Source organism: Buttiauxella sp. (assembly GCF_049686335.1).
GTDB lineage: Bacteria > Pseudomonadota > Gammaproteobacteria > Enterobacterales > Enterobacteriaceae > Buttiauxella.
Window position 1 is genome coordinate 85186 of sequence record NZ_JBAVHX010000009.1, and the last position, 23769, is coordinate 108954.

Sequence of the window (23769 nt, forward strand, 5' to 3'; positions counted from 1 at the left end):
TCGATGAATAATGCAGAAAAAAGCCGTCGTGAATTTTTAAGCGGTGGGACTAAAGTGGCTGCGGCCTGCGCACTTTTTGGCGCCACCGGTTCAATGGCGTATGCTGCTAAACCAGCTTCCATCGCCTGTGAAACGGACAATCGAATGAGCGCCATCAAAGAATCGCACTATTACCTCGACAACGTTCTGCTGGAAGCGGGATTTCGCCGCGACGGGCAAAATGTGGTGGGAACGGAAACCGAGCTGAAAACGCTGGAGATTAAAGACGGCAAAATTGCGGCGCTGCTCGGCAATAAACAGCATCCTGACGCCACACTTGCGCATTACGATGCGTCGGGAAAATTGTTGCTGCCTGCGATGCGCGACATGCATATTCATCTTGATAAAACCTTCTACGGCGGCCCGTGGCGCGTGCATAACCGCCCGGCGGGCACCACCATTCTGGATATGATTGCCCTTGAGCAAAAGCTGTTGCCGGAGTTGCAACCCGTCACTCAGGAACGTGCCGAAAAGCTGATTGATTTGATTCAGTCGAAAGGCTCGACCATCGCCCGCAGTCATTGCAACATCGAGCCGGTTTCCGGGCTGAAAAATCTCGAAAACTTAATGGCGGTTTTAGCGCGCCGCAAAGCGGGATTTGAGTGTGAGATCGTGGCGTTCCCACAACATGGTTTGCTGCATTCAAACTCGGTACAGCTGATGCGTGATGCGATGCAAGCGGGTGCCCACTACGTTGGCGGGCTTGATCCGACGAACGTCGACGGTGCGATGGAAAAGTCGCTGGATACCATGTTCCAGATTGCTATCGACTACAAAAAAGGCGTCGATATTCACCTGCATGAAACCAGCCCGGCGGGCATTGCCGCGGTGAATTATATGGTGGAAACGGTGGAGAAAACCCCGGAGCTGAAAGGCAAAGTCACTATCAGCCACGCCTTTGCGCTGGCGATGATGAACGAGCAAGAAGTGGACGCTATCGCCACGCGCATGGCGGCACAACAGATCACCATCGCTTCAACGGTGCCGATTGGCACGATGCATATGCCGCTCAAACAGTTACAAGAGAAGGGCGTGTTTGTGATGACCGGCACCGACAGCGTGATTGACCACTGGTCGCCGTATGGCCTGGGCGACATGCTGGAAAAAGCCAACCTCTACGCGCAGCTTTATATGCGTGTAAGTGAAGAGAACCTTTCGCGCTCGCTGGCGATTGCCACCGGCAACGTGCTGCCGCTGAACGACAAAGGCGAACGCGTGTGGCCGAAAGCGCAGGATGAAGCCAGCTTCGTGCTGGTGGACGCGTCCTGTTCCGCCGAAGCGGTGGCGCGGATTTCCCCACGCACCGCCACATTCCATAAAGGTAATTTGGTGTGGGGCGAGCTCGGCGTTTAGTGGTGGGCGGGTGAGTGGTGTCGGATGACGCTTCGCTTATCCGACCTACGAAGAGATAAGTGTTGTACTTATGTAGGGTGGATAAGCGAAGCGTCATCCACCATAAAGTTTATCAATTGCGCCAGTTTTGTAGGGTGGATAAGCGAAGCGTCATCCACCATAAAATGTATTAACTGCGCCAGAACGTTCGGGATAACAAAATCAACACCGGATAAATCTCCAGTCGCCCCAACAACATCGCCGCGCACATCAGGTATTTGGCACTGTCACTCAATGTGCCAAATCCTGCTGCGGTTTCACCAAATCCCAATCCCATATTGTTGATACAGGCCGCGACGGTGGCGAACGAGGTCAACAAGTCATATCCCTGCAGGTTGAGCATCCAGATAAAGAAACAGGTGCACACCACGTAGAGGAAGAAAAAGCTCCACACCGAGCGCAAAACCCGGTCATTCACCGGCGAGTTACCCACGCGAATACTCATAATCGCGCGCGGGTGCGCCAGTTGATGCACTTCATGGCGGCTTTGCTTAAATAACACCAGGAAACGCAGTGCTTTGATTCCCCCGCAGGTTGACCCCACACAGCCGCCAAAAAAACTCGCCAACAGCAGCAAAACGATGGTGTGTACCGGCCAGGAGGCGTAATCCGCTGTCGCCAGACCGTTGTCGGTAATCATCGAACTGGTGAGGAAAAAGGCGTGCACAAACGACGCAGGCAGCGAGTACATTCCCGCTCGCCAGACTTCGAGGGTAATAATCATAATGACGATACTTGCGACTATCAGGAAGAATCGCAGCTCGGCACTCTTGAGAAACGGGGTAATGCTGCGGCGTGCCAGCGCCACAAAATAGAGCGTAAAGTTGATCGCCGAGAGTAACGAAAATCCTCCCGCCACCATCTCGATAGCGTAGCTATTGTAAAAACCAATGCTCTCAGTCTGGGTTGAGAACCCGCCAAGTGAAACGGTAGAAAGCCCGTGACACAGCGAATCAAAGAACGGCATTCCCGCAAGCCAGAAGGCAAGCGTACACGCAGCCCCTAGCAGCAGGTAAGTCAGCCACAGGCTTTTTGCGGTATCCGCAAGGCGAGGAGTGAGGCGTTCTTCTTTAAATGGCCCAGGCATTTCGGATTGATAAAGCTTCATGCCCCCAATGCCAAGCAGCGGCAGTACGGCGACCGCCAGCACGATAACGCCTAACCCGCCGACAAAATTAAGCTGCGCGCGATAATAGAGAATCGACTTTGGCAGGCTTGAGACATCATGAAAAACAGAAGCACCGGTGGTGGTAATGCCCGAAACCCCTTCAAAGATGGCATCCGCAAGCGACACATTGTAGCTATCGTCAAGCCACAGCGGCATGGCGCTGATAACCGAGAACAGCAGCCAAAACAGCACGATGATGATAAATCCATCACGCGTTTCAAGCTGAATGTTGGTGCGCCCGGTGACGGCCCAACCTATGCCCCCAAGGGAAAAGGTGATGATAAAGGTATAAAGAAAACCAAACAGGCTGCGGTCTTTCTCAATTAATGCCAGCACCATGGGTGGGATCATGGTCAAGCTGTAAAGCACCACCAAAAAAGCGCAGAGGTGGATAACGATTCTAAAACGGGTTGATATATACATCAGATAAATCCAGATACCTGTGTTATTCAGATGCTAACGGGTATGTCAGTCAGGTACGGGTGGCAAAGTATAGGGTATTTTAGGGGGGGAAAGTGGTCTGCTGTGGCGGGATGAGAGATAAATCGAATGGGCAACGCAAAAGTTGCCCATTTTTAGTTAACCAGAATAGCGCTTACTTCTTCTTGTACACATCGGCTGTACCGTGAATTTTATTCTCGGTATCAGCAGAGGTCACAACGTAAAACTGGCCACCCAACTCATCTGCCTTTTTGGATAGCTCTTCTTTGGCATCACTTGGCGCTGTTTCGCCGCTGGTGGTGATAGTCCCGATTTTCACATACTGGTCTTTATGGTCGTTATAAGCTTCCTTGGTCAACAACTCAGCGGACATCGCGCCAAAAGACACTGCGCCCAAAGCGATAGTTGCAATAATGACTTGCGCTATTTTCATGACAAACCTCATTTGTTGGTTGTGGAAAATAAAATGCGATCCCTACGCTAATGACTATGGTTCAGATTTTGAGTTTTGCCACTTTTTATTGTTTAAAAATAGATAAATAGAAATATCTTATGCCTTTTTAAAAGGGTTTTAGAAACGATTTGGTTGCCAGCCAAAGAGAGGGTGAGGAAGTCATCAGGTGACACTTAGCTAACCCGAACGACATATTTATACCGACTTTGTGAGGTGCTCACTAACCGGGAAAAGAAAAGGTGTTGTATGGTGGATAAAAGTCAGAGGCATCCATCTTTAAGAATAAAATAGCGTGAGGCTGTTTATTCCCATCGCTGAAAGTGATGCCAGAATAATAAATTTAATTTTATCCAGACAATAAGTGTTTAATTAAAAATAAAAAACACTTTGCATTTTTATGTGCTACAAGGGTGATTTTTAATTACCGCGCTAACTGAGTGGGCTAAGTCATTCTCACGTCTGGTTTTATAGAGGCAGACTGGTTTTTAATTATTCAATAATACTAAATTATCAGGTTTTACATGCATATAATGCTTATGTATGTTGAGCCGTAAATGCGGTTAAGCTCACTCCTAAGTGGTATTTTCATCGGCATTGCGAGCATTACAACTGCTTACATAACACATGCCAGCAAAAAAGAACTCATTCGCAGCATTAAATGCTGATAACTTGACAGGATAGTTCTTATAAAAACCATTAATTATAAGAAAGTTGAATATATTGAATTGTTTTATATGTCGGTTTTTAGATATTAAACTATTCATTACCCCGCCGCGTTACATTCTTTGCAAGAATGCCTGATTGTTCTATCATGGAAATAGTGAAATCAATTCAGTCATTATTGAATTCATTCTCATTAGCGAAATAAACGTTTAACTATTTTAATGCAATACCAGCTATCTACTGGCGTGCCTTTATTGTGCCCGGCCAGGATAACTACGTGGTCACTATTAATTGGAATAACCTCATCATGGAAAATAACGAACTATCCACCGTCGTAGAAAAAAGACTGGTTGCCAGATTTCTGGATATGTTCATCAAGCTCGGTCTTATCCTGGCGCTAGGTTCCTTCTGTTTTACTATCGTTTCACCCTTTATGAATATGTTGCTGTGGGCGCTTATTTTGGCGGTCACACTGTATCCGTTGCATCAGCGTTTTGCGGCTCGCATGGGCGGAAAACAAGGCTGGGCTGCCACGGTGCTGGTATTGCTTGGGATTTTGTTAATCGTGGTGCCAACCGTTGCGATGTTGAGCTCTTTGGGCGATAGCGTCAGTAACCTGGTGGATAAAGTCGGCAACGATAGCCTGGTTATTCCGCCACCTTCTGCGAACGTCGCTGATATTCCTGTTGTGGGTGATAAAGCGTACGCGATGTGGAACAAAGCGTCGACGGATTTACCTGGTCTTATCAATAACTATCGTCCGCAGTTAGGGGATATCGCGAAACAAGTTGTTGGCGTGCTGGCTAGCATGGGCGGCGGCTTAATTGGCTTTGTCTTCTCCTTCATCGTGGCCGGTATCATGATGGCCTGGGGTGCGGCAGGTGCACTGAGCTCTGAGCGCATCGCCATTCGTATTACCGATGAACGCAGAGGCCTGGCGCTGACCAGACTGTGCACCAGCACCATCCGTGCCGTTGCGATGGGGGTTATCGGTGTGGCCTTCATTCAGGCGTTGCTGGCAGGGATTGTCATGGCCATTGCGGGTATTCCTGCGGTCGGTATCTTCTTTATCCTCGCGCTGATTCTGGGTATCGCTCAGGTTCCTGTTATCCTGGTTACCGCTCCGGCTATCGCCATTATGTGGATGACCGGCGATCACGGCACCGCGATGAATATCATCTTCACCATTCTGCTGGTGGTTGCAGGTATGGCCGATAACGTCCTCAAGCCTTTGTTGCTGGGACGCGGTGTGGATGCGCCAATGCCTGTGGTGCTGATCGGTGCGCTGGGTGGGATGGCGGCTAGCGGTATTCTCGGCATGTTCGTCGGGGCAACCTTGCTGTCCATCGGTTATCGTATCTTTATGGCCTGGGTCAACCAGGGTCCGGACGGGGCGGCGACGGTGGCGAGCGGACCAAATGCTCTTTGATAGTCGCTTTGGGCGCTTCCTGCTATCAGGGGGCGCCTGCCTGGTCTTGTCCGCATGTACTGTTTTGGGGCCTGATTATAAAACCCCACAGGTTCCGGAAATAAACCAGTGGCAGCCAACAACGAAGGGAATGTCTTCTAAAACGCCCTCGCAGAACTACGATCAGTGGTGGATCCAGCTCAACGATCCGACGCTGACGGCGCTGATCAACGAGGCGTTACGAAAGAACCCGGATGTGAAGATTGCCGGGCTGCGGATCCTGGAATCACGCGCCCAACTGGGGATTGCTGAGAGCTTAATGGGCCCGCAGGCGACCATCGGAACGGGTGAGGTGATTACCGGCGGCCAGCAACGTGAGAACCGCTACATCTCAAGCACCACCTATGGTGCAGGCTTCAATCTGGGCTGGGAAATTGATTTTTGGGGCAAGTTCCAGCGCGGTGTTGAATCAGCCGACGCGAATTACTTCGCCACTCTTGCACAGTACGATGATATTCAGGTGCTGATGGCCGCCCAGGTGGCGCAGATCTATGTGAATATTCGCACCCTCGAAGCGCGGCTGGACATCACCCAGAGCAACGCCAAAATTCAACGGCGCAGCCTCGAGATCACCGAGAAGCTGTTCCTCAGTGGCAACAGCGCTGAACTGGATGTGCAACAAGCGAAAACCCAGTACCTGTCGACGCTCTCCAGTATTCCTCAACTTGAAACCAGCCTGCGCCAGAGCCAGAACGCGCTGAGCGTGCTGCTGGCACGAAAACCAGGCCCACTGTCAGAAATGGCGACCAACACGGGCGAGCTGCCGCAAGGCAATCTGTCGCTGGTCTCCGATCTGCCTGCAGATTTACTACGCCGTCGGCCAGATGTGCGGGTCGCCGAACGCCAGCTGGCGGCTCAGTCGGCGCTTATCGGCGTGGCAGAAGCTGAACTCTATCCCTCCATTTCACTTATCGGCAGTGTTGGGATAAGCGGGCGTGATGGTGACAGCAGCACCCTGTCCTGGGCTGCCGGGCCAACGTTTAGCTGGAACCTGCTCGATCAAGGGCGGCTCGGAAATCAGGTGTTAGTCCAGGATGCTCGCTTCCTGCAACTGCATGAACGCTATCGTGATTCCGTGTTCCAGGCGGCGCGCGAAGTCGACGATGCCGCCATCGCCTATGCCAATGACAAAGATGAAATCGAGTTGCTGACCCAAACAGGGGAGGCGGCTAACCGTTCTCTGGAGATTGCTAATACGCAATATCGCGAGGGGATGGCTGACTTCCAGCGAGTACTGGATTCGCAACGAGCCTTGTTCAATCAACAGGAACGTCTGGTGAACAGCCGGGGTGCTCTGATGCGCGATCTGATAACGCTCTACAAAGCCCTGGGTGGCGGTTGGGAAAAAGGGCGACAGCGTCCGTTGGTCGACAAAGAAACAGACGCCCATTTACGTCAGCGGGATGACTGGATCCCACTGCTTGATGCCCCTCTGCCAGCAGCAACCGATCATAAAGAAGGTAAACAGCAATGACCGAACCCACATCCCCGGCGGGAAAAGCAAGTCGTCGCGGAGTGTTCACGCTCCTCGCGGCGATCGTTGTCCTGCTCTGCTGGTATTTAGCGGCTGACAGACTCACGCCGTATACCTCGCAGGCCAGGATCCAGGCGTTTGTGATCCCGATATCCGCCGAGGTCGCAGGCCAGATCCAGAAAGTGTATGTGAAGGACAATCAACAGGTTGAACCCGGTGCCCGGTTATTCGAACTGGATCCTGAGCCTTACGATATCGCACTGGCAAAAGCGCGTTCGGACTACGAAACGGTGCTGAGTTCGGTTAAGGCGAATACTGAAACCATTGCCGCCTCCAAAGCGGGATTGCAGGCGGCGACTGCCGCTTACCAGAATGCCGCTAAAGATGCTGAGCGCCAGGAGCGTCTGTACCGTGAAGACCCGGGCACGATTTCCGTTCGCCGCCTTGAAGTCGCCCAGGCCACACGTGAAACCGCCCGAAGCCAGATGGCAGCAGCGGCAGCTGACGTGCGCCGTGCCACTGAAGCCGCAGGCGTTGCGGGTGACAAAAACTCCCAACTGCTGAGTGCGCGTTCTGCGGTGCATAAAGCCGAGTTGGATCGAAAAAATACCGTTGTCGTTGCCACCAACCGTGGGCTGGTCACCGATCTGCGTACCGATATCGGCCAGTTCCTTGGGGCGGGTGCGCCCGTGATGACGCTGGTGGCGATTAACGATGTCTGGATTAGCGCCGACATGACCGAGAACAACATTGGCAATGTGAAGCCCGGTGCGGAAGTTGCCATTCTGCTCGACAGCATGCCCGGTCATATTTTCAAAGGGCAGGTACGCAGTATCGGTTACGGCATCAGTGCTTCCCAAAGTCAGCCTGCGGGCGTGCTGCCAACGGTCGACAACAACCGTGACTGGTTGCGTCAGGCGCAGCGTTTCCCGGTGAAGATTGCCTTCTCTAAAGATGACTTACCGCCCGTTGCAGGTTTGCGGGTCGGCGGGCAAGCAGATGTGCTGGTGTATGCGAACGGCAGTGGCCTGATGAGCTTTTTAGGTAGCATCTACATACGGTTGATGAGCCTGTTCTCGTATATCTACTAAGGTGCTGCACCATGCATAACGGAGATCGCGCCGTACTGAGAATTAGCATCGGGACAGCCGTTGCGGCGTTTGTCTGCTATGGGCTGGCGCTACCGATGCCTCATCTCGGCTGCATCATGGCCTGGATTGTGCTGTGTCAGGGCAAACCGTTACCGATCAAAAAGGGCATCGTGGTTGGCGTTGTGCTGATGGCGACCATGATTGGCGGGGTGTTGATGGTGCCTTTGCTGACGCACTATCCGATGCCCGCACTGCTGTTTACCGGCCTGTTGCTGTATTTGCTGATGTTGATGGGGCTAGGGGGAAAAGGCACCCAGGCGATGTTACTGATAACGGCGGTCACCATCATCCCGATTGCCGGTCTTATCGAACAGTCACTGGCGATAGGTATCGCCCAGATGATGGGCCTTGGCATCATCATTGGCACGGTAGTAAACCGGTTTGCGCTGGCGCTGTTTCCACCCCATCCCACTCCGGCTGCGGCGGCGAAGGTGGCGCTGGCACCTGATTCGCCACATCACCTGGCGTTACGCGCCGTGATGATTGTGATGCCTGTCTGGCTTCTGGCTCTGAGTAATCCCGCTTTCTATATTCCGGCGGTAATGAAGACCGTGATGCTGGCGCAGCAAACCAACACCCTGGCGGCGAAACAGGTCGGGCGCGAGTTGGTGTTTTCGACACTGATGGGCGCGGTGCTGGCGGTGGTGTTGTGGTTCGGGCTGAGTATCTGGCCCTCGCTGTTGATGCTGGTGCTTTGGCTGGCGCTGGTCAGCATGTGGGTTGGCCGACGGCTGGTGCGGCTGGTGGCTAACCGGTTCACGCCTTCTTTCTGGAGTAACGCCTGGGTTACCTGTCTCATCCTGTTTGGCCCGGCCATTCAGGATAGCGCCTCTGGTAAAGATGTCTGGCTGGCCTCTGCCATGCGTTGCTCGTTATATGTTGCGGTTGCCCTCTATGGATGGGCGTGTGTTGTGATTATTGAACGCTGGCACCCGAGTGGCCGGCCGGCGGTGGAAGCCACCCCTGGAGATTAATATGTTGCTGGTTTTACTAACGGGGATGCCGGTCATCCTGCTGAATATGTTGTTGCAGTCGTGGGTGTCTATCGGCTGTATTCGTTTTTATATTAAACGCTTCCACCACCGGGAAGGGATGCTGGCAGGAGTACTGGCGCTATTCGGCATCATTATCATCGTGCTGATGGGCAACCTGCTACAGATTATGCTGTGGGGGATTTTGTTCCTCTGTCTGGGGGAGTTTGAGACCCTGCAAGAAGCGGTTTATCACTCTGGCGTGAACTTCGCCACACTCGGATATGGCGATATCGTGATGAGTGCTGAATGGAAACTGCTGGGCCCACTGGAAGCGGTGAACGGTGCGCTGATGATTGGCCTGTCTGGTGCCAGTATGCTGGCGGTGTTGCAGCACCATATCCGCAAAGTGTTCGGGCAAAATAACTAACCTGATGCGCAGCCTGGTCTGGTTTCAAACAGGCTGCGTCTTATTTTTGCTGTGATCTTATCTAATACACCCGCTGATAACCCTTTCCCGCACGCACCGTTTGAACAAAATAACCCCTGTTTTTATGCTGGTATCTCTATTTTTCACATGAAGTGTATGCAAATAATTTCAAGGTGTAATTATATGTAATTTGATTTGTTCATTCATGTTATTAGTGACATCTTTGCCGCAGACGAACTCATAATGGAATGATTTAAATGAAGAAATTACTTGGACTCGCCGTTTCTCTTTCTTTACTTTCCGGCTCCGTTTTAGCCGCACCAGCCACTACAGCTGCACCAGAATGTGTCAAGACCAATCAAGCGCAGATTGAAGGTCTGTTTGATAAATGGAACGATTCTCTGAAAACCGGGAATGCGAAGAAGGTTTCTGAAAACTACCTTAGTGATGCGGTTCTGCTGCCAACGGTATCAAACAAAGCGCGCTTAACAGATGCCGAACGCGTTGACTATTTTGAGCACTTCCTGGCGAAGAAACCGACCGGGAAAATTGATACTCGTACCATTCGCCTGGGCTGTAATAAGGCTATCGATACCGGAACTTACACCTTTACCTTCGCAGATAAGTCCACGGTATCAGCACGTTATACCTTCACTTACGCATGGGATGGTAAAGAGTGGAAAATCTCTACTCACCACTCTTCGGCGATGCCAGAAGCTTAATAGACAACCTTGCAAGGAGCGGGCGATTGCCCGCTCTTTTTTTTGAAGAATGCAACAGATGTTAATGTTGTGTTATTCGTCAATTTAAGAAATAAAAAACGTATAAATTTAATAAAAGTAGAGATATGTAACGCGTATTCGTTATGACCCCTATCAAAAGTAGGGAGGGTAATTGTGCTATTATCCCGACTTTTCGCGTTGGGCTCTAGTTATGCAACAACCTGTTGTCCGTGTAGGGGAGTGGCTGGTCACACCGTCTGATAATCAAATCAGTCGGAAGGGACGTCAGCTGACTCTTGAACCGCGTTTAATCGATCTTCTGGTTTTCTTTGCCCGCCATCCTGATGAAGTCCTCAGCAGGGATGAGCTTATCGATAACGTCTGGACGCGTAACGTCGTCACCAGCCACGTTGTCACGCAGAGTATTTCCGAGCTACGCAAGTCGTTGAAAGATGGCGATGACTGTAGCCTTGAGTACATTGCGACAGTGCCAAAGCGAGGTTATAAGCTGACGGTGCCGGTCGTCTGGTGTACCGAAGAGGGTGAAGTGCCCGCGCCTGTTATCACGCAAGTGGCGTCTGTCGCGCTGGCGGATGAGGCTGCCCCGGCGTCTGCTGCACAAATGTCGCCAGATACCCCGACATCGGTAAAACCTAAACACACCGCCACGTTCTGGGTCTGGCTCATGTTCCTGCTGGCGCTGGGTACCTGTGTGGCACTGGTGGCCGCATCGACGATAAACTCGCCCCCGCCACGCAACCGGGCACGCTTGCTACTGAATCCGCGAGACATTGATATCCATCTGGTCAAGGGTAACTCCTGCACCAACTGGGCATCCCAGGACGCCTGGGCGGTAGGGCTGGGCAGCCTGATGACCACCTCGCTCAACACATTTTCCACCTTTATGGTGCACGACAAAACTAACTACAACACCAATGAACCCAGCAGTTCAGGTAAAGCGCTGACCATTGAGTTCGTCAACCAGCGCCACTACCGCGCGCAACAATGTTTTATGTCGGTGCAACTGGTGGATAACGCCGACGGTTCAACCATGATGGATAAGCGTTATTTCATTACCAGCGACAATCAGCTGTCGATTCAGAGCGACCTGATGACCAGCCTGTCGGAAGCCCTGAAACAGCCATGGCCGGAGCAAATGCAGGCGATGCTGAAACTTTATCAGCCGTCGCGCAGCTCAGCGCTGACGCAATTCTACCAGGCGCATCAGCTATTAATGAATGGTGATGTGGATTCATTATATAAAGCCAGTCAGATGCTGGATGATGTGATTAAAGACGCTCCTGACTTTTCTTATGCATTTGTCGAAAAAATGCTGGTAGATGTATTGCGCCATTCGCAACAAACGCTGGATAAAGAACAACTCAGTACCCTGCGTAGCGAAATAAACCAGCTGGGAGAAATGCCGGGAATAAAAGATCTGGCGGTTTATTATCAAATTAAAACCGTCTATCTGCTAGGCCAGGGAAAAGTCGATGAAGCGTACAACGCCATTAATACCAGCATCGAAAAAGAAATGTCGTGGATGAACTATGTGCTGCTCGGCAAAGTCTACGAAATGAAAGGGCAGAACCGTGAAGCGGCAGATGCTTATCTGACCGCTTTCAATTTACGCCCGGGTGATAATACCTTTTACTGGATTCAAAACGCCGTATTCCAGACCTCTGTGACTAACGTGGTCCCGTACCTGGACAATTTCCTCGCTTCAGAATAAATCAACCTTCATCGTGCTCAATATTATGAGCACGATGAGGTTAAACTTATGTTTCTCAACCGCATCCTGAATGTTATCTATATTTAACGCCATTCACTCAGAAGATAACACATTTCTAACACCGAAAATTAACTGTAAGTTATTGTAAGTTAACGTTGTTTATATTTATTTGATGTCAACATGTCATCCTTATGTGTTAAGGCAAAAAGGTCAAGTTGTCATTTGTCTGATGTTTGCTGTTATTTCACTTTATCTTTAGGACTTATTTTTTCTGAGTCAGTAATCTTGTCGGCAGTTGGTCGGGTCAATATACGTTTCAAAATGATTGCCTGTGCCGCCAAAATAAACTCAGGAGATAAGCAACATGGGTTCTGCCAAGAAGATAGGGCTATTTGCATGTACCGGCGTTGTCGCGGGTAATATGATGGGGAGCGGTATTGCATTATTACCCGCAAACCTCGCAGGTATTGGTGGTATTGCAATTTGGGGTTGGGTGATATCAATTATTGGTGCGATGTCTCTGGCTTATGTTTATGCAAGACTTGCAACCAAGAATCCACAACAAGGTGGCCCCATTGCTTATGCCGGGGAAATATCTCCTGCATTCGGTTTCCAGACGGGTGTGCTTTATTATCACGCCAACTGGATTGGTAATCTGGCAATCGGTATTACCGCTGTTTCTTATCTCTCTACATTCTTCCCAATATTGAATAATCCTATTCCTGCCGGGATTGCCTGTATTGCTATCGTCTGGATATTTACCTTCGTCAATATGTTGGGTGGTACCTGGGTAAGCCGCCTGACAACTATTGGTCTGGTGCTGGTATTAATTCCGGTATTGATAACCGCAATTGTCGGTTGGCACTGGTTTGACGCAGCCGTTTATCAGGCGAACTGGAACACTTCCAACACCACTGATAGCCACGCGGTGATTAAAAGTATCCTGCTTTGCTTGTGGGCCTTCGTGGGGGTGGAGTCCGCAGCCGTCAGTACCGGTATGGTGAAAAATCCGAAGCGTACTGTTCCACTGGCAACCATGCTGGGAACCGCGATGGCCGGTGTAGTTTATATCGCGGCCACTCAGGTGATTGCCGGTATGTACCCTGCGGCGCAGATGGCGGCATCGGGTGCACCATTCGCTATTAGTGCTTCAACCATTCTCGGCGGCTGGGCCGCACCAATGGTGTCCGCATTCACCGCGTTTGCGTGTCTGACTTCGCTTGGTTCATGGATGATGCTGGTGGGTCAGGCCGGTGTCCGTGCGGCTAACGACGGTAACTTCCCGAAAGTTTACGGTGAAGTGGATAACAACGGTATTCCGAAGAAAGGCTTGCTGCTGGCTGCGGTGAAAATGACGGCGCTGATGGTGCTTATTACCCTGATGAACTCCAGCGGCGGGAAAGCTTCTGACCTGTTCGGTGAGCTGACCGGTATCGCGGTTCTGCTGACCATGCTGCCTTACTTCTACTCCTGCGTTGACCTGATTCGCTTTGAAGGCATCAACATTCGCAACTTCGTCAGCCTGATTTGTTCGGTACTGGGCTGCGCGTTCTGCTTCATCGCCCTGATGGGTGCAAGTTCCTTCGAACTGGCCGGGACCTTTATCGTCAGCCTGATAATCCTGATGTTCTACGGCCGCAAAATGCACCAGCGTCAGCACGCTAACGATGCGACTGACAGCTCAACTGCCGACGCGCATTAATCCCTGAACCCTTTTCCTGGAGCGCCTTCCGACACCTGTCACACCGTGATGGGAGGGGCTCCCCATACCTGGAGATTCTACTATGAACGTTATCGCAATCATGAATCACATGGGCGTCTACTTTAAAGAAGAGCCTATCCGTGAACTGCATCGCGCCCTTGAACGCCTGGACTTCCGTATTGTCTATCCGAACGACCGTGAAGATTTGTTGAAACTTATCGAAAACAACGCGCGTCTGTGCGGCGTTATCTTCGATTGGGATAAATACAATCTGGAATTGTGCGAAGAGATCAGCAAATGCAACGAATATATGCCGCTGTATGCCTTTGCGAATACCTACTCGACTCTGGACGTTAGCCTGAACGATCTGCGTTTGCAGGTTCGCTTCTTCGAATATGCGCTGGGTGCAGCAGAAGACATCGCCAATAAAATCAAACAGAACACCGATGAATACATCGACACCATTCTGCCGCCACTGACCAAAGCGCTGTTCAAATATGTCCGCGAAGGGAAATACACTTTCTGTACCCCAGGCCATATGGGCGGTACTGCGTTCCAGAAAAGCCCGGTAGGCAGCATCTTCTATGATTTCTTTGGTTCAAACACCATGAAATCCGATATCTCGATTTCAGTTTCTGAGCTGGGTTCTTTGCTCGATCACAGCGGCCCGCACAAAGAAGCCGAAGAGTATATCGCTCGCGTTTTCAACGCGGAACGCAGCTATATGGTGACCAACGGTACGTCGACGGCGAATAAAATCGTCGGCATGTATTCCGCACCGGCGGGCAGCACCGTGCTGATTGACCGTAACTGCCACAAATCGCTGACCCATCTGATGATGATGAGCGACATCACGCCGATTTACTTCCGTCCAACCCGTAACGCCTACGGGATCCTCGGGGGGATCCCGCAGAGCGAATTCCAGCGCGCCACTATCGCAAAACGCGTAAAAGAGACGCCGAATGCCTCCTGGCCGGTGCACGCCGTCATCACTAACTCCACCTATGATGGCCTGCTGTACAACACTGATTTCATCAAGAAAACCCTGGATGTTAAGTCTATCCACTTTGACTCTGCGTGGGTGCCATACACCAACTTCTCACCGATTTATGCCGGTAAATGCGGTATGAGCGGCGGCCGTGTGGAAGGGAAGGTGATTTATGAAACCCAGTCCACGCACAAATTGCTGGCGGCGTTCTCGCAGGCTTCGATGATCCACGTGAAAGGTGATGTGAACGAAGAGACCTTCAACGAAACCTACATGATGCACACCACCACTTCTCCGCATTACGGTGTGGTGGCGTCTACCGAAACTGCCGCAGCGATGATGAAAGGCAATTCCGGTAAGCGTCTGATTGATGGCTCTATTGAACGTTCTATCAAGTTCCGCAAAGAGATTAAACGTCTGAAAGGCGAGTCTGAAGGCTGGTTCTTCGACGTCTGGCAGCCAGAACATATCGATGGCCCGGAATGCTGGCCGCTGCGCTCTGACAGCGCATGGCACGGTTTCAAAAACATCGATAACGAGCATATGTATCTCGACCCGATCAAAGTGACCATGCTGACGCCGGGAATGAAGAAAGACGGCACCATGGATGAGTTCGGTATTCCGGCGAGCATCGTGGCGAAATATCTCGACGAGCACGGCATCATTGTTGAGAAAACCGGTCCGTACAACCTGCTGTTCCTGTTCAGCATTGGCATCGACAAAACTAAAGCACTGAGCCTGCTGCGTGCGTTGACCGACTTCAAACGTGAGTTCGACCTGAACCTGCGCGTGAAAAATATGCTGCCATCGCTGTACCGTGAAGATCCTGAATTCTATGAAAATATGCGTGTTCAGGAACTGGCGCAAAACATTCACAAACTGGTTGAGCATCACAACTTGCCGGACCTGATGTTCCGTGCCTTCGAAGTGCTGCCAGACATGATCATGACGCCATATGTGGCATTCCAGAAAGAGCTGCACGGTCAGACCGAAGAGGTGTATCTCGAAGAGATGGTGGGCCGCGTCAACGCCAACATGATCCTTCCGTATCCTCCTGGTGTTCCGCTGGTGATGCCTGGTGAGATGATCACCGAAGAGAGCCGTCCGGTGCTGGAATTCCTGCAGATGCTGTGCGAAATCGGCGCCCACTATCCGGGCTTCGAAACCGATATTCACGGCGCATATCGTCAGGCGGATGGTCGTTACACCGTTAAAGTGCTGAAAGAAGAAAACAACAAGTAATTGAAGCTCAAGGGGAAGTGGTTAGCCACTTCCCCTTAGATTGCTGACAAAGGTCACTAAACAGGTGTTGCAGGGTGGATAAGCGATAGCGTCATCCACCCGTTTTGTCGGATGACGCTATCGCTTATCCGACCTACCGCTTATCCGACCCTGGAAAAGGTTTGTCATCAATCACTTCCCTTTTTTCACGCACCAGGGAGACCTCATGAAAAGACCCTCACAGCCGCGCGCGATCTATTACATCGTCGCGATCCAAATCTGGGAATACTTCAGCTTTTATGGCATGCGTGCCTTACTCATCCTCTATCTCACCCATCAACTTGGCTTTGATGACAGCCACGCCATCAGCCTGTTCAGCGCCTACGCCTCTCTGGTTTACGTCACCCCCATTCTCGGCGGCTGGCTTGCCGACCGCCTGCTCGGCAATCGCGCGGCGGTGATTGCTGGTGCGCTGCTGATGACGCTCGGCCACGTGGTGCTGGGCTTCGAATCGGATTCAACGCTGAGCCTGTATGTCGCGCTGGCGATCATTATTTGTGGCTACGGCCTGTTCAAATCGAATATCAGCTGCCTGCTCGGGGAGCTGTATGCCACCGACGATCATCGTCGCGACGGCGGTTTTTCGCTGCTTTACGCGGCGGGGAATGTGGGTTCGATTGCCGCCCCGATTGCCTGTGGACTGACGGCGCAGTGGTATGGCTGGCACGTCGGCTTTGCGCTGGCGGGGATTGGCATGTTTATCGGGCTGATGATTTTCTTAAGCGGCCATCGCCATTTCGCCCACACCCGAGGTGTGGATAAACAGGCGCTGCGCGCAAAGAAATTTGTGCTGCCAACCTGGGGCTGGCTGCTGGTGATGCTGTGTGTGGCGCCGGTGTTTTTCACGCTGCTGCTGGAGAATAACTGGTCCGGTTATCTGCTGGCGATGGTCTGCGTATTTGCGGCTCAGATGGTGGCGCGGATCATGGTTTCATCCCCACAGCACCGTCGCGCGTTATGGCAAATCGTTCTGCTGATGCTGACCGGCACGCTGTTCTGGGTTCTGGCGCAACAGGGCGGCAGCTCCATCAGCCTGTTTATCGACCACTTCGTTAACCGTCGCTTACTCAATATTGAAGTGCCAACTGCGCTATTCCAGTCGGTCAACGCGGTGGCGGTGATGGCGGGTGGCGTGGCGTTGGCCTGGTTGATTCGCCCGGAAGGTAACACGCGTTCGGTGTTACGCGTGTGGCTGAAATTTGCCTTTGGCCTGTTGATGATGGGCTGCGGATTTATGTTGCTGGCTCTCAATGCGCGCCATGGTGCCGTCACCGGTCAGGCCTCGATGGGGATGATGGTTGGCGGCCTGGCGCTGATGGGGTTTGCCGAACTGTTTATCGACCCGGTGGCGATGGCGCAGATAACGCGTCTGAACATGCCCGGCGTGACTGGCATGCTGACGGGGATCTACATGCTGGCGACGGGTGCGGTCGCGAACTGGCTGGCGGGGCTGGTGGCGCAACAGACTACCGAGTCAAGTATCAGCGAAACGGCGATTGCCGCTTACCAGCACTTCTTCTCGCAAATGGGTGAGTGGACGATTGGCTGCGTGGCGGTGATTGTGCTGCTGGTCACGGGAACGCGTTTACTGTTTAGCCCAACCGTATCGGGCCTGAATTTTACAGCCGCGCCATCCGACAAAACGGGTGCAAATGGTGGATGACGTTCTCGCTTATCCACCCGACAGCACTTTTCCCGGGTCGGATAAGCGTAACGTTATCCGACAACTGAAGTTTGATTATTGCTAAGTGAAATCAACCTGAAATGAGGAACCAACATGTCTGAACAACAAGCACCAGGTGCCGATGAGGCAATTGACCTTAATAATGAACTGAAAACCCGCCGTGAAAAGCTGGCTCAGCTTCGTGAGCAGGGTATTCCTTTCCCGAATGATTTTCGTCGTGACCACACTTCTGACCAGTTGCATGCGGAATTTGATGGCAAGGAAAACCAGCAACTCACCTCCCTGAACATTGAAGTCTCGGTGGCGGGCCGCATGATGACCCGTCGCATCATGGGCAAAGCGTCATTCGTCACCTTGCAGGATATGGGCGGGCGTATTCAGCTGTACGTCGCGCGTGATGCTTTGCCGGAAGGCGTCTACAACGAACAGTTTAAAAAATGGGACCTTGGCGACATCATTGCTGCCCGAGGCACGCTGTTCAAAACCCAGACCGGCGAACTCTCTATCCATTGCACCGAGCTGCGTCTGCTGACGAAAGCGCTGCGCCCGTTGCCGGACAAATTCCACGGTTTGCAGGATCAAGAAGCCCGCTACCGCCAGCGTTATCTGGATTTGATCGCCAACCAGCAATCACGCCATACCTTTAAAGTGCGCTCGCAGATCCTCGCCACCATGCGCCAGTTCATGGTGGCTCGCGGCTTTATGGAAGTTGAAACCCCGATGATGCAGGTTATCCCAGGCGGCGCATCGGCACGTCCGTTCATCACCCATCACAATGCACTGGATATGGACATGTACCTGCGTATCGCGCCGGAACTCTACCTGAAACGTCTGGTCGTTGGCGGCTTCGAGCGCGTCTTTGAGATCAACCGTAATTTCCGTAATGAAGGGATCTCGGTTCGCCACAATCCAGAGTTCACCATGATGGAACTCTATATGGCGTACGCAGACTACAACGATCTGATTGAGCTGACCGAGTCACTGTTCCGTACTCTGGCGCTGACGGTGCTGGGTAAAACGGAAGTCCCTTATGGTGATCAGACCTTTGACTTCGGTAAGCCGTTTGAAAAACTGACCATGCGTCAAGCAATTAAAAAATATCATCCGGAAACGGACATGGCAGATCTGGATAACTTCGATGCGGCGAAAGCTATCGCTGAGTCTATCGGCATTCACGTTGAGAAGAGCTGGGGCCTGGGGCGTATCGTCACTGAAATCTTTGACGAAGTCGCCGAAGCGCACCTGATTCAGCCGACCTTTATCACTGAGTATCCGGCAGAAGTTTCTCCGCTGGCGCGTCGTAACGACGTGAACCCAGAAATTACTGACCGCTTTGAGTTCTTCATCGGTGGGCGTGAAATCGGTAATGGTTTTAGCGAGCTTAACGATGCTGAAGACCAGGCTGAGCGCTTCCTCGAGCAGGTGAATGCGAAAGCGATTGGTGACGACGAAGCGATGTTCTATGACGAAGACTACGTGACCGCGCTGGAATATGGCCTGCCGCCAACGGCGGGTCTGGGTATTGGTATCGACCGTATGGTGATGTTGTTTACCAACAGCCATACCATTCGCGACGTGATTCTGTTCCCGGCGATGCGCCCGCAAAAATAAGTTTTCATCAAAATAGAGCCCCCATTTGCAGCGCCTGGGGGCTTTTTTATGGCTGTTTCGCAGTAATCCACCATAAGAGATGACGCGAGAAAGACTCTGTCATTCTAAAAAGAAGCGAAAACAGACTTCATCTATACTGGGGAGAGAAATAAAACACCTACTGCGCGCAGGTATAATGAAACAGTTAAATATTAAGCACTTAAAAATTTTACTGGATGTAGTGGCGACAAGAAGTTTTAGTCTTTCAGCAAAAAACACCGGGCTTACCCAGGCGAGTATCAGCAAATCCATTGCTGCGGTGGAGGAAATCCTCGGCGTAAAAATAATCGACAGGGAAAGCCGGCCTGTCAGCCTGACGCCGTTCGGCGAAACATTACTTCCCTATATCAGAAAGCATATTGCAGAAAGCGATGAGCTTGTTGGCTTTGTCGATAACTATAAAAAAGCGCCGGCTGGAGAGATTAATATTTATTCTCCTTCGGGTATGCAGGCCTACCTTTCCGTGAATGTTCTTCCCGCTTTGTTTGAACGTTTTCCAGATTTGAATGTGACGATGACCACTTCAAACCACAATCAATCCGATTATTTTAATGGTGTTGAATTTAATAACTCTTGCGATATTCTCATTTCCTACTCACCGCCAAAAAACGAAAATCTTATTGCCAGAAAAGTGAAAACCATCCGCATGAACGTTTTTTCCACTGCGGAGTTTCATCAGCAACATCCCTTTACCACGCCCGAGGAGTTAGCCAGACATCCTTTTATCTTACTGAGTGCCATGGCAAACAACGGTTATGAAAATGTCTTTGAATTTGTCCATTCAACAACCTCAATGGTTAAACCTGTCAGTGTTACCGGAAAATTAAAGTTTGATAATATCTATACGGCAATTAATTGTTGCAGAAATGGCATGGGCTATATGATTACATCAGGAATGTTGCTGCAAGATGTAAAAGGGATCCAACCGGTACTTGCAGAAGAGTGGGGAGTGTTTATTGATTGCTACGTCATTTACAGAGACAGAAAGACGCTTCCTTTCCGAGTGCAATCCTCAGTAGATTATATTATCGAGCTAATGAAGCAGGGCAAGGATGACTGAATGGCATTGCACGACTGAAAAAGACATGGGCATTCACTATGGGGTAATCAGACTCAACGACCGATCACATTTCATAGTTTATTACTGTCATGTCATTTCCAATAATAGATTCAAGCCGGGTTTTAGGGTGTCGGTTCAAGTTCTGTTTCTGCACTTTTTGCAGAAACCGCGCAGGAAAATTTAGAGAATAACTCACTCAGCATTTTGTGTAGCTCTATCGCATATTTGGTCGGTTTTAGACAACGACCTTCGCGCTCGAAAAGAGGTACAGGGAAGTAAGAGCAAAAGCGTTTTAGCATAATGCTGACTGTCGGTGGTGAGCACTTCATCACAACGCTTGCATTAAATATGGTCTTGTAGTTCATGACTGCTGAAAAATACAAAACGGAATTTAAATCAATATTTATTAAATGCTCAAAATCATGTTTCTCAACCATACACGTACACTTTCTCTTTATTTATTTCACAAGTATCTCATAAGAGATTATTAAAAATAAGGTCATTTAAAACAGTAAGCATTAAAATCAAATGCTGGATTACCGTAACGCCATGGGTAATACGCCTGAGGTTTCAGGTGTATGGCAGGTGTTTATCACGATCCTGATATTAGCGTTAATCGTTAATGCTGATGATTACTGTTTTTTAAATTGTTCGGATTGGTTAAATAATTTATAAATCATAAAGTAATATTCTGCCTTTTAAGGTGCGCAAACAAAACACGCCAGCGGCTTCGTTCATGGATTGCAAGAATACCAAAGCAACAGAAAACATAAACTATTTAAAATAGCAAAACAGAGAATACTATTATTCCAAAATGGATAGCGACGTTTCGAGAAAGGGGTAGGGCGGAGTGCCATCTCGTTGGGTTGCATAGGAAAATCCTATGACGGAATGCTCTTTTTCAGAGGCAAGATGGTATCGGTCTTTTCAGGCTCACCAATACTGTCATCGAGGTCCAGATAATGGCATTCCATACCTGGCTGTTATTTTCTGCAGCTTATCTTGCAACGACGATATCCCCAGGCCCCAATGTTTTGCTGGTGATACGCAACACGGTTCGCTACGGAGCTGCGGGAACTGCCGCAACAATACTGGGAAATCTTCTCACGCAATTAATTGTGGTGTTCCTGGTTGCGGCTGGCGTTGGCGCTGTGCTGTTGGCTATCCCACCTTTGTTTCTGGCGATGAAAATTGCAGGGGCAGGGTATCTGATTTACCTCGGGCTGAAACAACTGCTGAGTCGTTCGGCAAAAAAGAACAACGTCACAGTGGTACCCGTCGCACACGTGGCGGTGCAATCGAAGATCTTTTGGGAGGCGATGCTGGTTTCAGGTAGCAACCCCAAAACGCTGATATTTTTGTCGGCTTTCATGCCCCAGTTTATTGAGCATGGGCGGCCCCTTTCGGTTCAGTTCTTCGTGATGTATCTGTCCATCGCCGCCATCGTCGCGCTGGTGCATTCGGTGTATGCGCTGAGTGTTCGCCGCATCAGTCAGCAGGTGGGAACAAATGGTTGGGTCGATCGCGTTAAACGCCTTAGCGGTGTGATCTTTGTGGGTTTAGGCATCAAACTTCTGACCACCAAAGCGGCGTAGTGATTGTCTGATGCATGGTGGCGTAACGAAAAAAGGCCAGTCATGAGACCGGCCTTTTTCTTGTTCACGATGTGAAGCGGCTATTTGTGAAAAGTAGCCTTATCCCATCAAGCCTGAGTTGCAGGCTTTTGTTCGGTCTTCACCTGAGCATTTTCCAGCATTTTGCGTACCGGAATAATCAGCACGCACAGCACTGCGGCACAAATCAGTAATGCGATGGAACAACGTGCGAACAGATCAGGCAGCATATCCAGCTGATCGGCTTTCACGTGTCCGCCAATCAGGCCTGCCGCCAGGTTGCCCAGCGCACTGGCACAGAACCACAGCCCCATCATCTGGCCGCGCATTCTTTCCGGAGCCAGCAGCGTCATGGTCGCAAGGCCAATCGGGCTCAGGCACAGCTCACCGAGTGTCAGCATCAGGATGCTTCCCACCAACCACATTGGTGATACACCTGCGCCGCCGCTGTTGAGAACGTTTTGTGCCGCCAGCATCATCAGACCAAAGCCCGCAGCCGCACACAGAATACCGATGACAAACTTGGTGATACTGCTTGGGCGGATGTTTTTACGCGCCATCATCGGCCATGCCCAGCTGAATACCGGTGCCAGCAAAATGATAAACAGCGCATTGATTGACTGGAACCATACGGCAGGGATCTCAAAATCGCCGATCATGCGGTTGGTATAGTCGTTAGCGAACAGGTTGAATGATGTCGGTTTCTGCTCAAACGCGGACCAGAAGAAGGCCGCAGAGACCAGCAGAATAAAGCAAACCAGCAGTCTGGCACGCTCTTTACGATTCAGGCCTGCGAACATGAACAGGTAGATAAAATAGAGCGCCACAGAGGCCGCAATTACGTACACCAGCACGCTTGCCACCGCGACCGGGTTAATGACGATCACGCCCTGTGAAATCAGGGTCACGACGATAGCCACACCCACCGCCAGTGCCAGCAACCAGCCGCCCACACCGTTTTTCTTCGAAACCGGGCTGTTCCAGGTGGAATCAAGGCCTACTTCGCTGTCGTAGCGTTTCATCGCCGGAACAGCGAACACACGGAAAATAACCAGCGCAACCAGCATCCCGATACCACCGATACCGAAGCCCCAGTGCCAGCCGTGGGTTTTTATCAGCCAGCCAGAGATCAGCGGTGCGATAAACGAGCCCATATTGATGCCCATGTAGAACAGCGAGAAACCGCCGTCACGGCGCGCATCGCCTTTCTTATACAGCGTGCCCACCATCACTGAGATACAGGTCTTGAACAGGCCGGAACCCAGCACGATGAACATCAGGCCGATAAAGAACAGGTTGTCGCCCATGAACGCGGACAAGGCTATCGACAGGTGCCCCATGGCGATGAGAATTGAGCCATACCAGACCGCTCTTTGCTGCCCGAGCCAGTTATCGGCAAGCCACCCGCCCGGCAGCGCGGCCAGGTACATACAACCCGCAAAGATACCGACGATGGCCGATGCGTTCTCACGCGCAAGCCCCATACCGCCGTCATAAACGGTCGCCGCCATGAACAAAATGAGTAAGGGACGGATCCCGTAAAACGAGAATCGCTCCCACATCTCAGTGAAGAATAGTGAGCCAAGTGGATAAGGATGGCCGAAGAAGGTTCGGCTCTCGTTTTTATTTACCGAGGAATGCATAAGTTCTCCAAAGAAAGGGTGTCGTTGTATTTATAAGTAGCTA

The 23769-nt window shown here is 51.0% G+C and carries 18 protein-coding genes; 14 read left to right on the forward strand and 4 right to left on the reverse strand.

Features of this window, described 5'->3' with window-relative positions; genetic code table 11:
* The first annotated feature begins 3 nt into the window (after positions 1–3).
* A complete protein-coding gene (locus WBL83_RS07380) occupies positions 4–1392 on the forward strand; it encodes an amidohydrolase family protein (RefSeq protein WP_424588528.1) in 1389 nt (462 codons plus the stop codon).
* Between the two features lie 169 nt (positions 1393–1561).
* Here WBL83_RS07380 and WBL83_RS07385 read toward each other — a convergent pair whose 3' ends face one another.
* Positions 1562–3022 (reverse strand): TrkH family potassium uptake protein, encoded by a 1461-nt coding sequence (locus WBL83_RS07385; RefSeq protein WP_424588529.1) that lies wholly within the window; start codon positions 3020–3022, stop codon positions 1562–1564.
* Between the two features lie 172 nt (positions 3023–3194).
* The gene (yahO, locus tag WBL83_RS07390) at positions 3195–3473 is read right to left on the reverse strand and encodes a DUF1471 family periplasmic protein YahO (RefSeq protein ID WP_424588530.1); all 279 of its coding nucleotides are present in this window, start codon (positions 3471–3473) and stop codon (positions 3195–3197) included.
* Positions 3474–4464: 991 nt separating this feature from the next.
* Here yahO and WBL83_RS07395 point away from each other — a divergent pair.
* The 12 genes from WBL83_RS07395 (at position 4465) to WBL83_RS07450 (ending at position 20470) form a co-directional block, all read left to right on the forward strand.
* Positions 4465–5586 (forward strand): AI-2E family transporter, encoded by a 1122-nt coding sequence (locus tag WBL83_RS07395; protein ID WP_424588756.1) that lies wholly within the window; start codon positions 4465–4467, stop codon positions 5584–5586.
* Positions 5576–7099 carry an efflux transporter outer membrane subunit gene (locus tag WBL83_RS07400; protein WP_424588531.1) on the forward strand — a complete coding sequence of 508 codons (1524 nt, stop codon included), beginning with the start codon at positions 5576–5578 and terminating at the stop codon, positions 7097–7099. The genes WBL83_RS07395 and WBL83_RS07400 overlap by 11 nt, the downstream gene beginning before the upstream one ends.
* On the forward strand, positions 7096–8190 hold the full coding sequence (locus WBL83_RS07405; protein ID WP_424588532.1) for an HlyD family secretion protein: 1095 nt from the start codon (positions 7096–7098) through the stop codon (positions 8188–8190). Before WBL83_RS07400 ends, WBL83_RS07405 begins: the two co-directional genes overlap by 4 nt.
* 11 nt (positions 8191–8201) lie before the next feature.
* Positions 8202–9224 carry a DUF2955 domain-containing protein gene (locus tag WBL83_RS07410; protein ID WP_424588533.1) on the forward strand — a complete coding sequence of 341 codons (1023 nt, stop codon included), beginning with the start codon at positions 8202–8204 and terminating at the stop codon, positions 9222–9224.
* 1 nt (position 9225) lies between these two features.
* Positions 9226–9651: an ion channel gene (locus tag WBL83_RS07415; RefSeq protein WP_424588534.1), complete on the forward strand. Its 426-nt coding sequence runs from the start codon at positions 9226–9228 to the stop codon at positions 9649–9651.
* 257 nt (positions 9652–9908) lie between these two features.
* Entirely contained in the window at positions 9909–10373 is a 465-nt protein-coding gene (locus tag WBL83_RS07420) for an SgcJ/EcaC family oxidoreductase (RefSeq protein ID WP_424588535.1), read from the forward strand.
* 211 nt (positions 10374–10584) lie between these two features.
* Positions 10585–12105 carry a lysine decarboxylation/transport transcriptional activator CadC gene (gene cadC, locus WBL83_RS07425; protein WP_424588536.1) on the forward strand — a complete coding sequence of 507 codons (1521 nt, stop codon included), beginning with the start codon at positions 10585–10587 and terminating at the stop codon, positions 12103–12105.
* Between the two features lie 364 nt (positions 12106–12469).
* Positions 12470–13807 (forward strand): cadaverine/lysine antiporter, encoded by a 1338-nt coding sequence (gene cadB / locus WBL83_RS07430; protein ID WP_424588537.1) that lies wholly within the window; start codon positions 12470–12472, stop codon positions 13805–13807.
* Positions 13808–13889: 82 nt separating this feature from the next.
* The gene (gene cadA, locus WBL83_RS07435) at positions 13890–16037 is read left to right on the forward strand and encodes a lysine decarboxylase CadA (protein ID WP_424588538.1); all 2148 of its coding nucleotides are present in this window, start codon (positions 13890–13892) and stop codon (positions 16035–16037) included.
* Positions 16038–16242: 205 nt separating this feature from the next.
* Complete coding sequence (dtpD, locus tag WBL83_RS07440; protein ID WP_424588539.1) at positions 16243–17739, forward strand: dipeptide permease DtpD; 1497 nt, start codon at positions 16243–16245, stop codon at positions 17737–17739.
* A gap of 114 nt (positions 17740–17853) precedes the next feature.
* Positions 17854–19371 (forward strand): lysine--tRNA ligase, encoded by a 1518-nt coding sequence (gene lysS / locus WBL83_RS07445; protein ID WP_424588540.1) that lies wholly within the window; start codon positions 17854–17856, stop codon positions 19369–19371.
* Positions 19372–19546: 175 nt separating this feature from the next.
* A complete protein-coding gene (locus WBL83_RS07450) occupies positions 19547–20470 on the forward strand; it encodes a LysR family transcriptional regulator (protein ID WP_424588541.1) in 924 nt (307 codons plus the stop codon).
* A gap of 122 nt (positions 20471–20592) precedes the next feature.
* On the opposite strand, the gene WBL83_RS07455 is transcribed toward WBL83_RS07450, so the two are convergent.
* Positions 20593–20907: a LysR family transcriptional regulator gene (locus tag WBL83_RS07455; RefSeq protein ID WP_424588542.1), complete on the reverse strand. Its 315-nt coding sequence runs from the start codon at positions 20905–20907 to the stop codon at positions 20593–20595.
* A gap of 525 nt (positions 20908–21432) precedes the next feature.
* Here WBL83_RS07455 and WBL83_RS07460 point away from each other — a divergent pair.
* A complete protein-coding gene (locus WBL83_RS07460; RefSeq protein ID WP_424588543.1) occupies positions 21433–22065 on the forward strand; it encodes a LysE family translocator in 633 nt (210 codons plus the stop codon).
* Positions 22066–22172: 107 nt separating this feature from the next.
* Here the strand turns inward: WBL83_RS07460 and WBL83_RS07465 are convergent, their stop codons facing one another.
* The gene (locus WBL83_RS07465; RefSeq protein ID WP_424588544.1) at positions 22173–23726 is read right to left on the reverse strand and encodes a peptide MFS transporter; all 1554 of its coding nucleotides are present in this window, start codon (positions 23724–23726) and stop codon (positions 22173–22175) included.
* Between the last annotated feature and the right edge of the window lie 43 nt (positions 23727–23769).

Bases quoted from the DNA above. Each gene is read 5' to 3' on its own strand.
- WBL83_RS07460 (WP_424588543.1), top strand. From the start codon at position 21,433: ATGGCATTCCATACCTGGCTGTTATTTTCTGCAGCTTATCTTGCAACG.
- WBL83_RS07395 (WP_424588756.1), top strand. From the start codon at position 4,465: ATGGAAAATAACGAACTATCCACCGTCGTAGAAAAAAGACTGGTTGCC.
- cadA (WP_424588538.1), top strand. From the start codon at position 13,890: ATGAACGTTATCGCAATCATGAATCACATGGGCGTCTACTTTAAAGAA.
- cadB (WP_424588537.1), top strand. From the start codon at position 12,470: ATGGGTTCTGCCAAGAAGATAGGGCTATTTGCATGTACCGGCGTTGTC.
- WBL83_RS07455 (WP_424588542.1), bottom strand. From the start codon at position 20,907: ATGGTTGAGAAACATGATTTTGAGCATTTAATAAATATTGATTTAAAT.
- WBL83_RS07380 (WP_424588528.1), top strand. From the start codon at position 4: ATGAATAATGCAGAAAAAAGCCGTCGTGAATTTTTAAGCGGTGGGACT.
- WBL83_RS07465 (WP_424588544.1), bottom strand. From the start codon at position 23,726: ATGCATTCCTCGGTAAATAAAAACGAGAGCCGAACCTTCTTCGGCCAT.
- lysS (WP_424588540.1), top strand. From the start codon at position 17,854: ATGTCTGAACAACAAGCACCAGGTGCCGATGAGGCAATTGACCTTAAT.
- WBL83_RS07385 (WP_424588529.1), bottom strand. From the start codon at position 3,022: ATGTATATATCAACCCGTTTTAGAATCGTTATCCACCTCTGCGCTTTT.
- WBL83_RS07415 (WP_424588534.1), top strand. From the start codon at position 9,226: ATGTTGCTGGTTTTACTAACGGGGATGCCGGTCATCCTGCTGAATATG.
- cadC (WP_424588536.1), top strand. From the start codon at position 10,585: ATGCAACAACCTGTTGTCCGTGTAGGGGAGTGGCTGGTCACACCGTCT.
- WBL83_RS07405 (WP_424588532.1), top strand. From the start codon at position 7,096: ATGACCGAACCCACATCCCCGGCGGGAAAAGCAAGTCGTCGCGGAGTG.
- WBL83_RS07410 (WP_424588533.1), top strand. From the start codon at position 8,202: ATGCATAACGGAGATCGCGCCGTACTGAGAATTAGCATCGGGACAGCC.
- WBL83_RS07400 (WP_424588531.1), top strand. From the start codon at position 5,576: ATGCTCTTTGATAGTCGCTTTGGGCGCTTCCTGCTATCAGGGGGCGCC.
- WBL83_RS07420 (WP_424588535.1), top strand. From the start codon at position 9,909: ATGAAGAAATTACTTGGACTCGCCGTTTCTCTTTCTTTACTTTCCGGC.
- dtpD (WP_424588539.1), top strand. From the start codon at position 16,243: ATGAAAAGACCCTCACAGCCGCGCGCGATCTATTACATCGTCGCGATC.
- yahO (WP_424588530.1), bottom strand. From the start codon at position 3,473: ATGAAAATAGCGCAAGTCATTATTGCAACTATCGCTTTGGGCGCAGTG.
- WBL83_RS07450 (WP_424588541.1), top strand. From the start codon at position 19,547: ATGAAACAGTTAAATATTAAGCACTTAAAAATTTTACTGGATGTAGTG.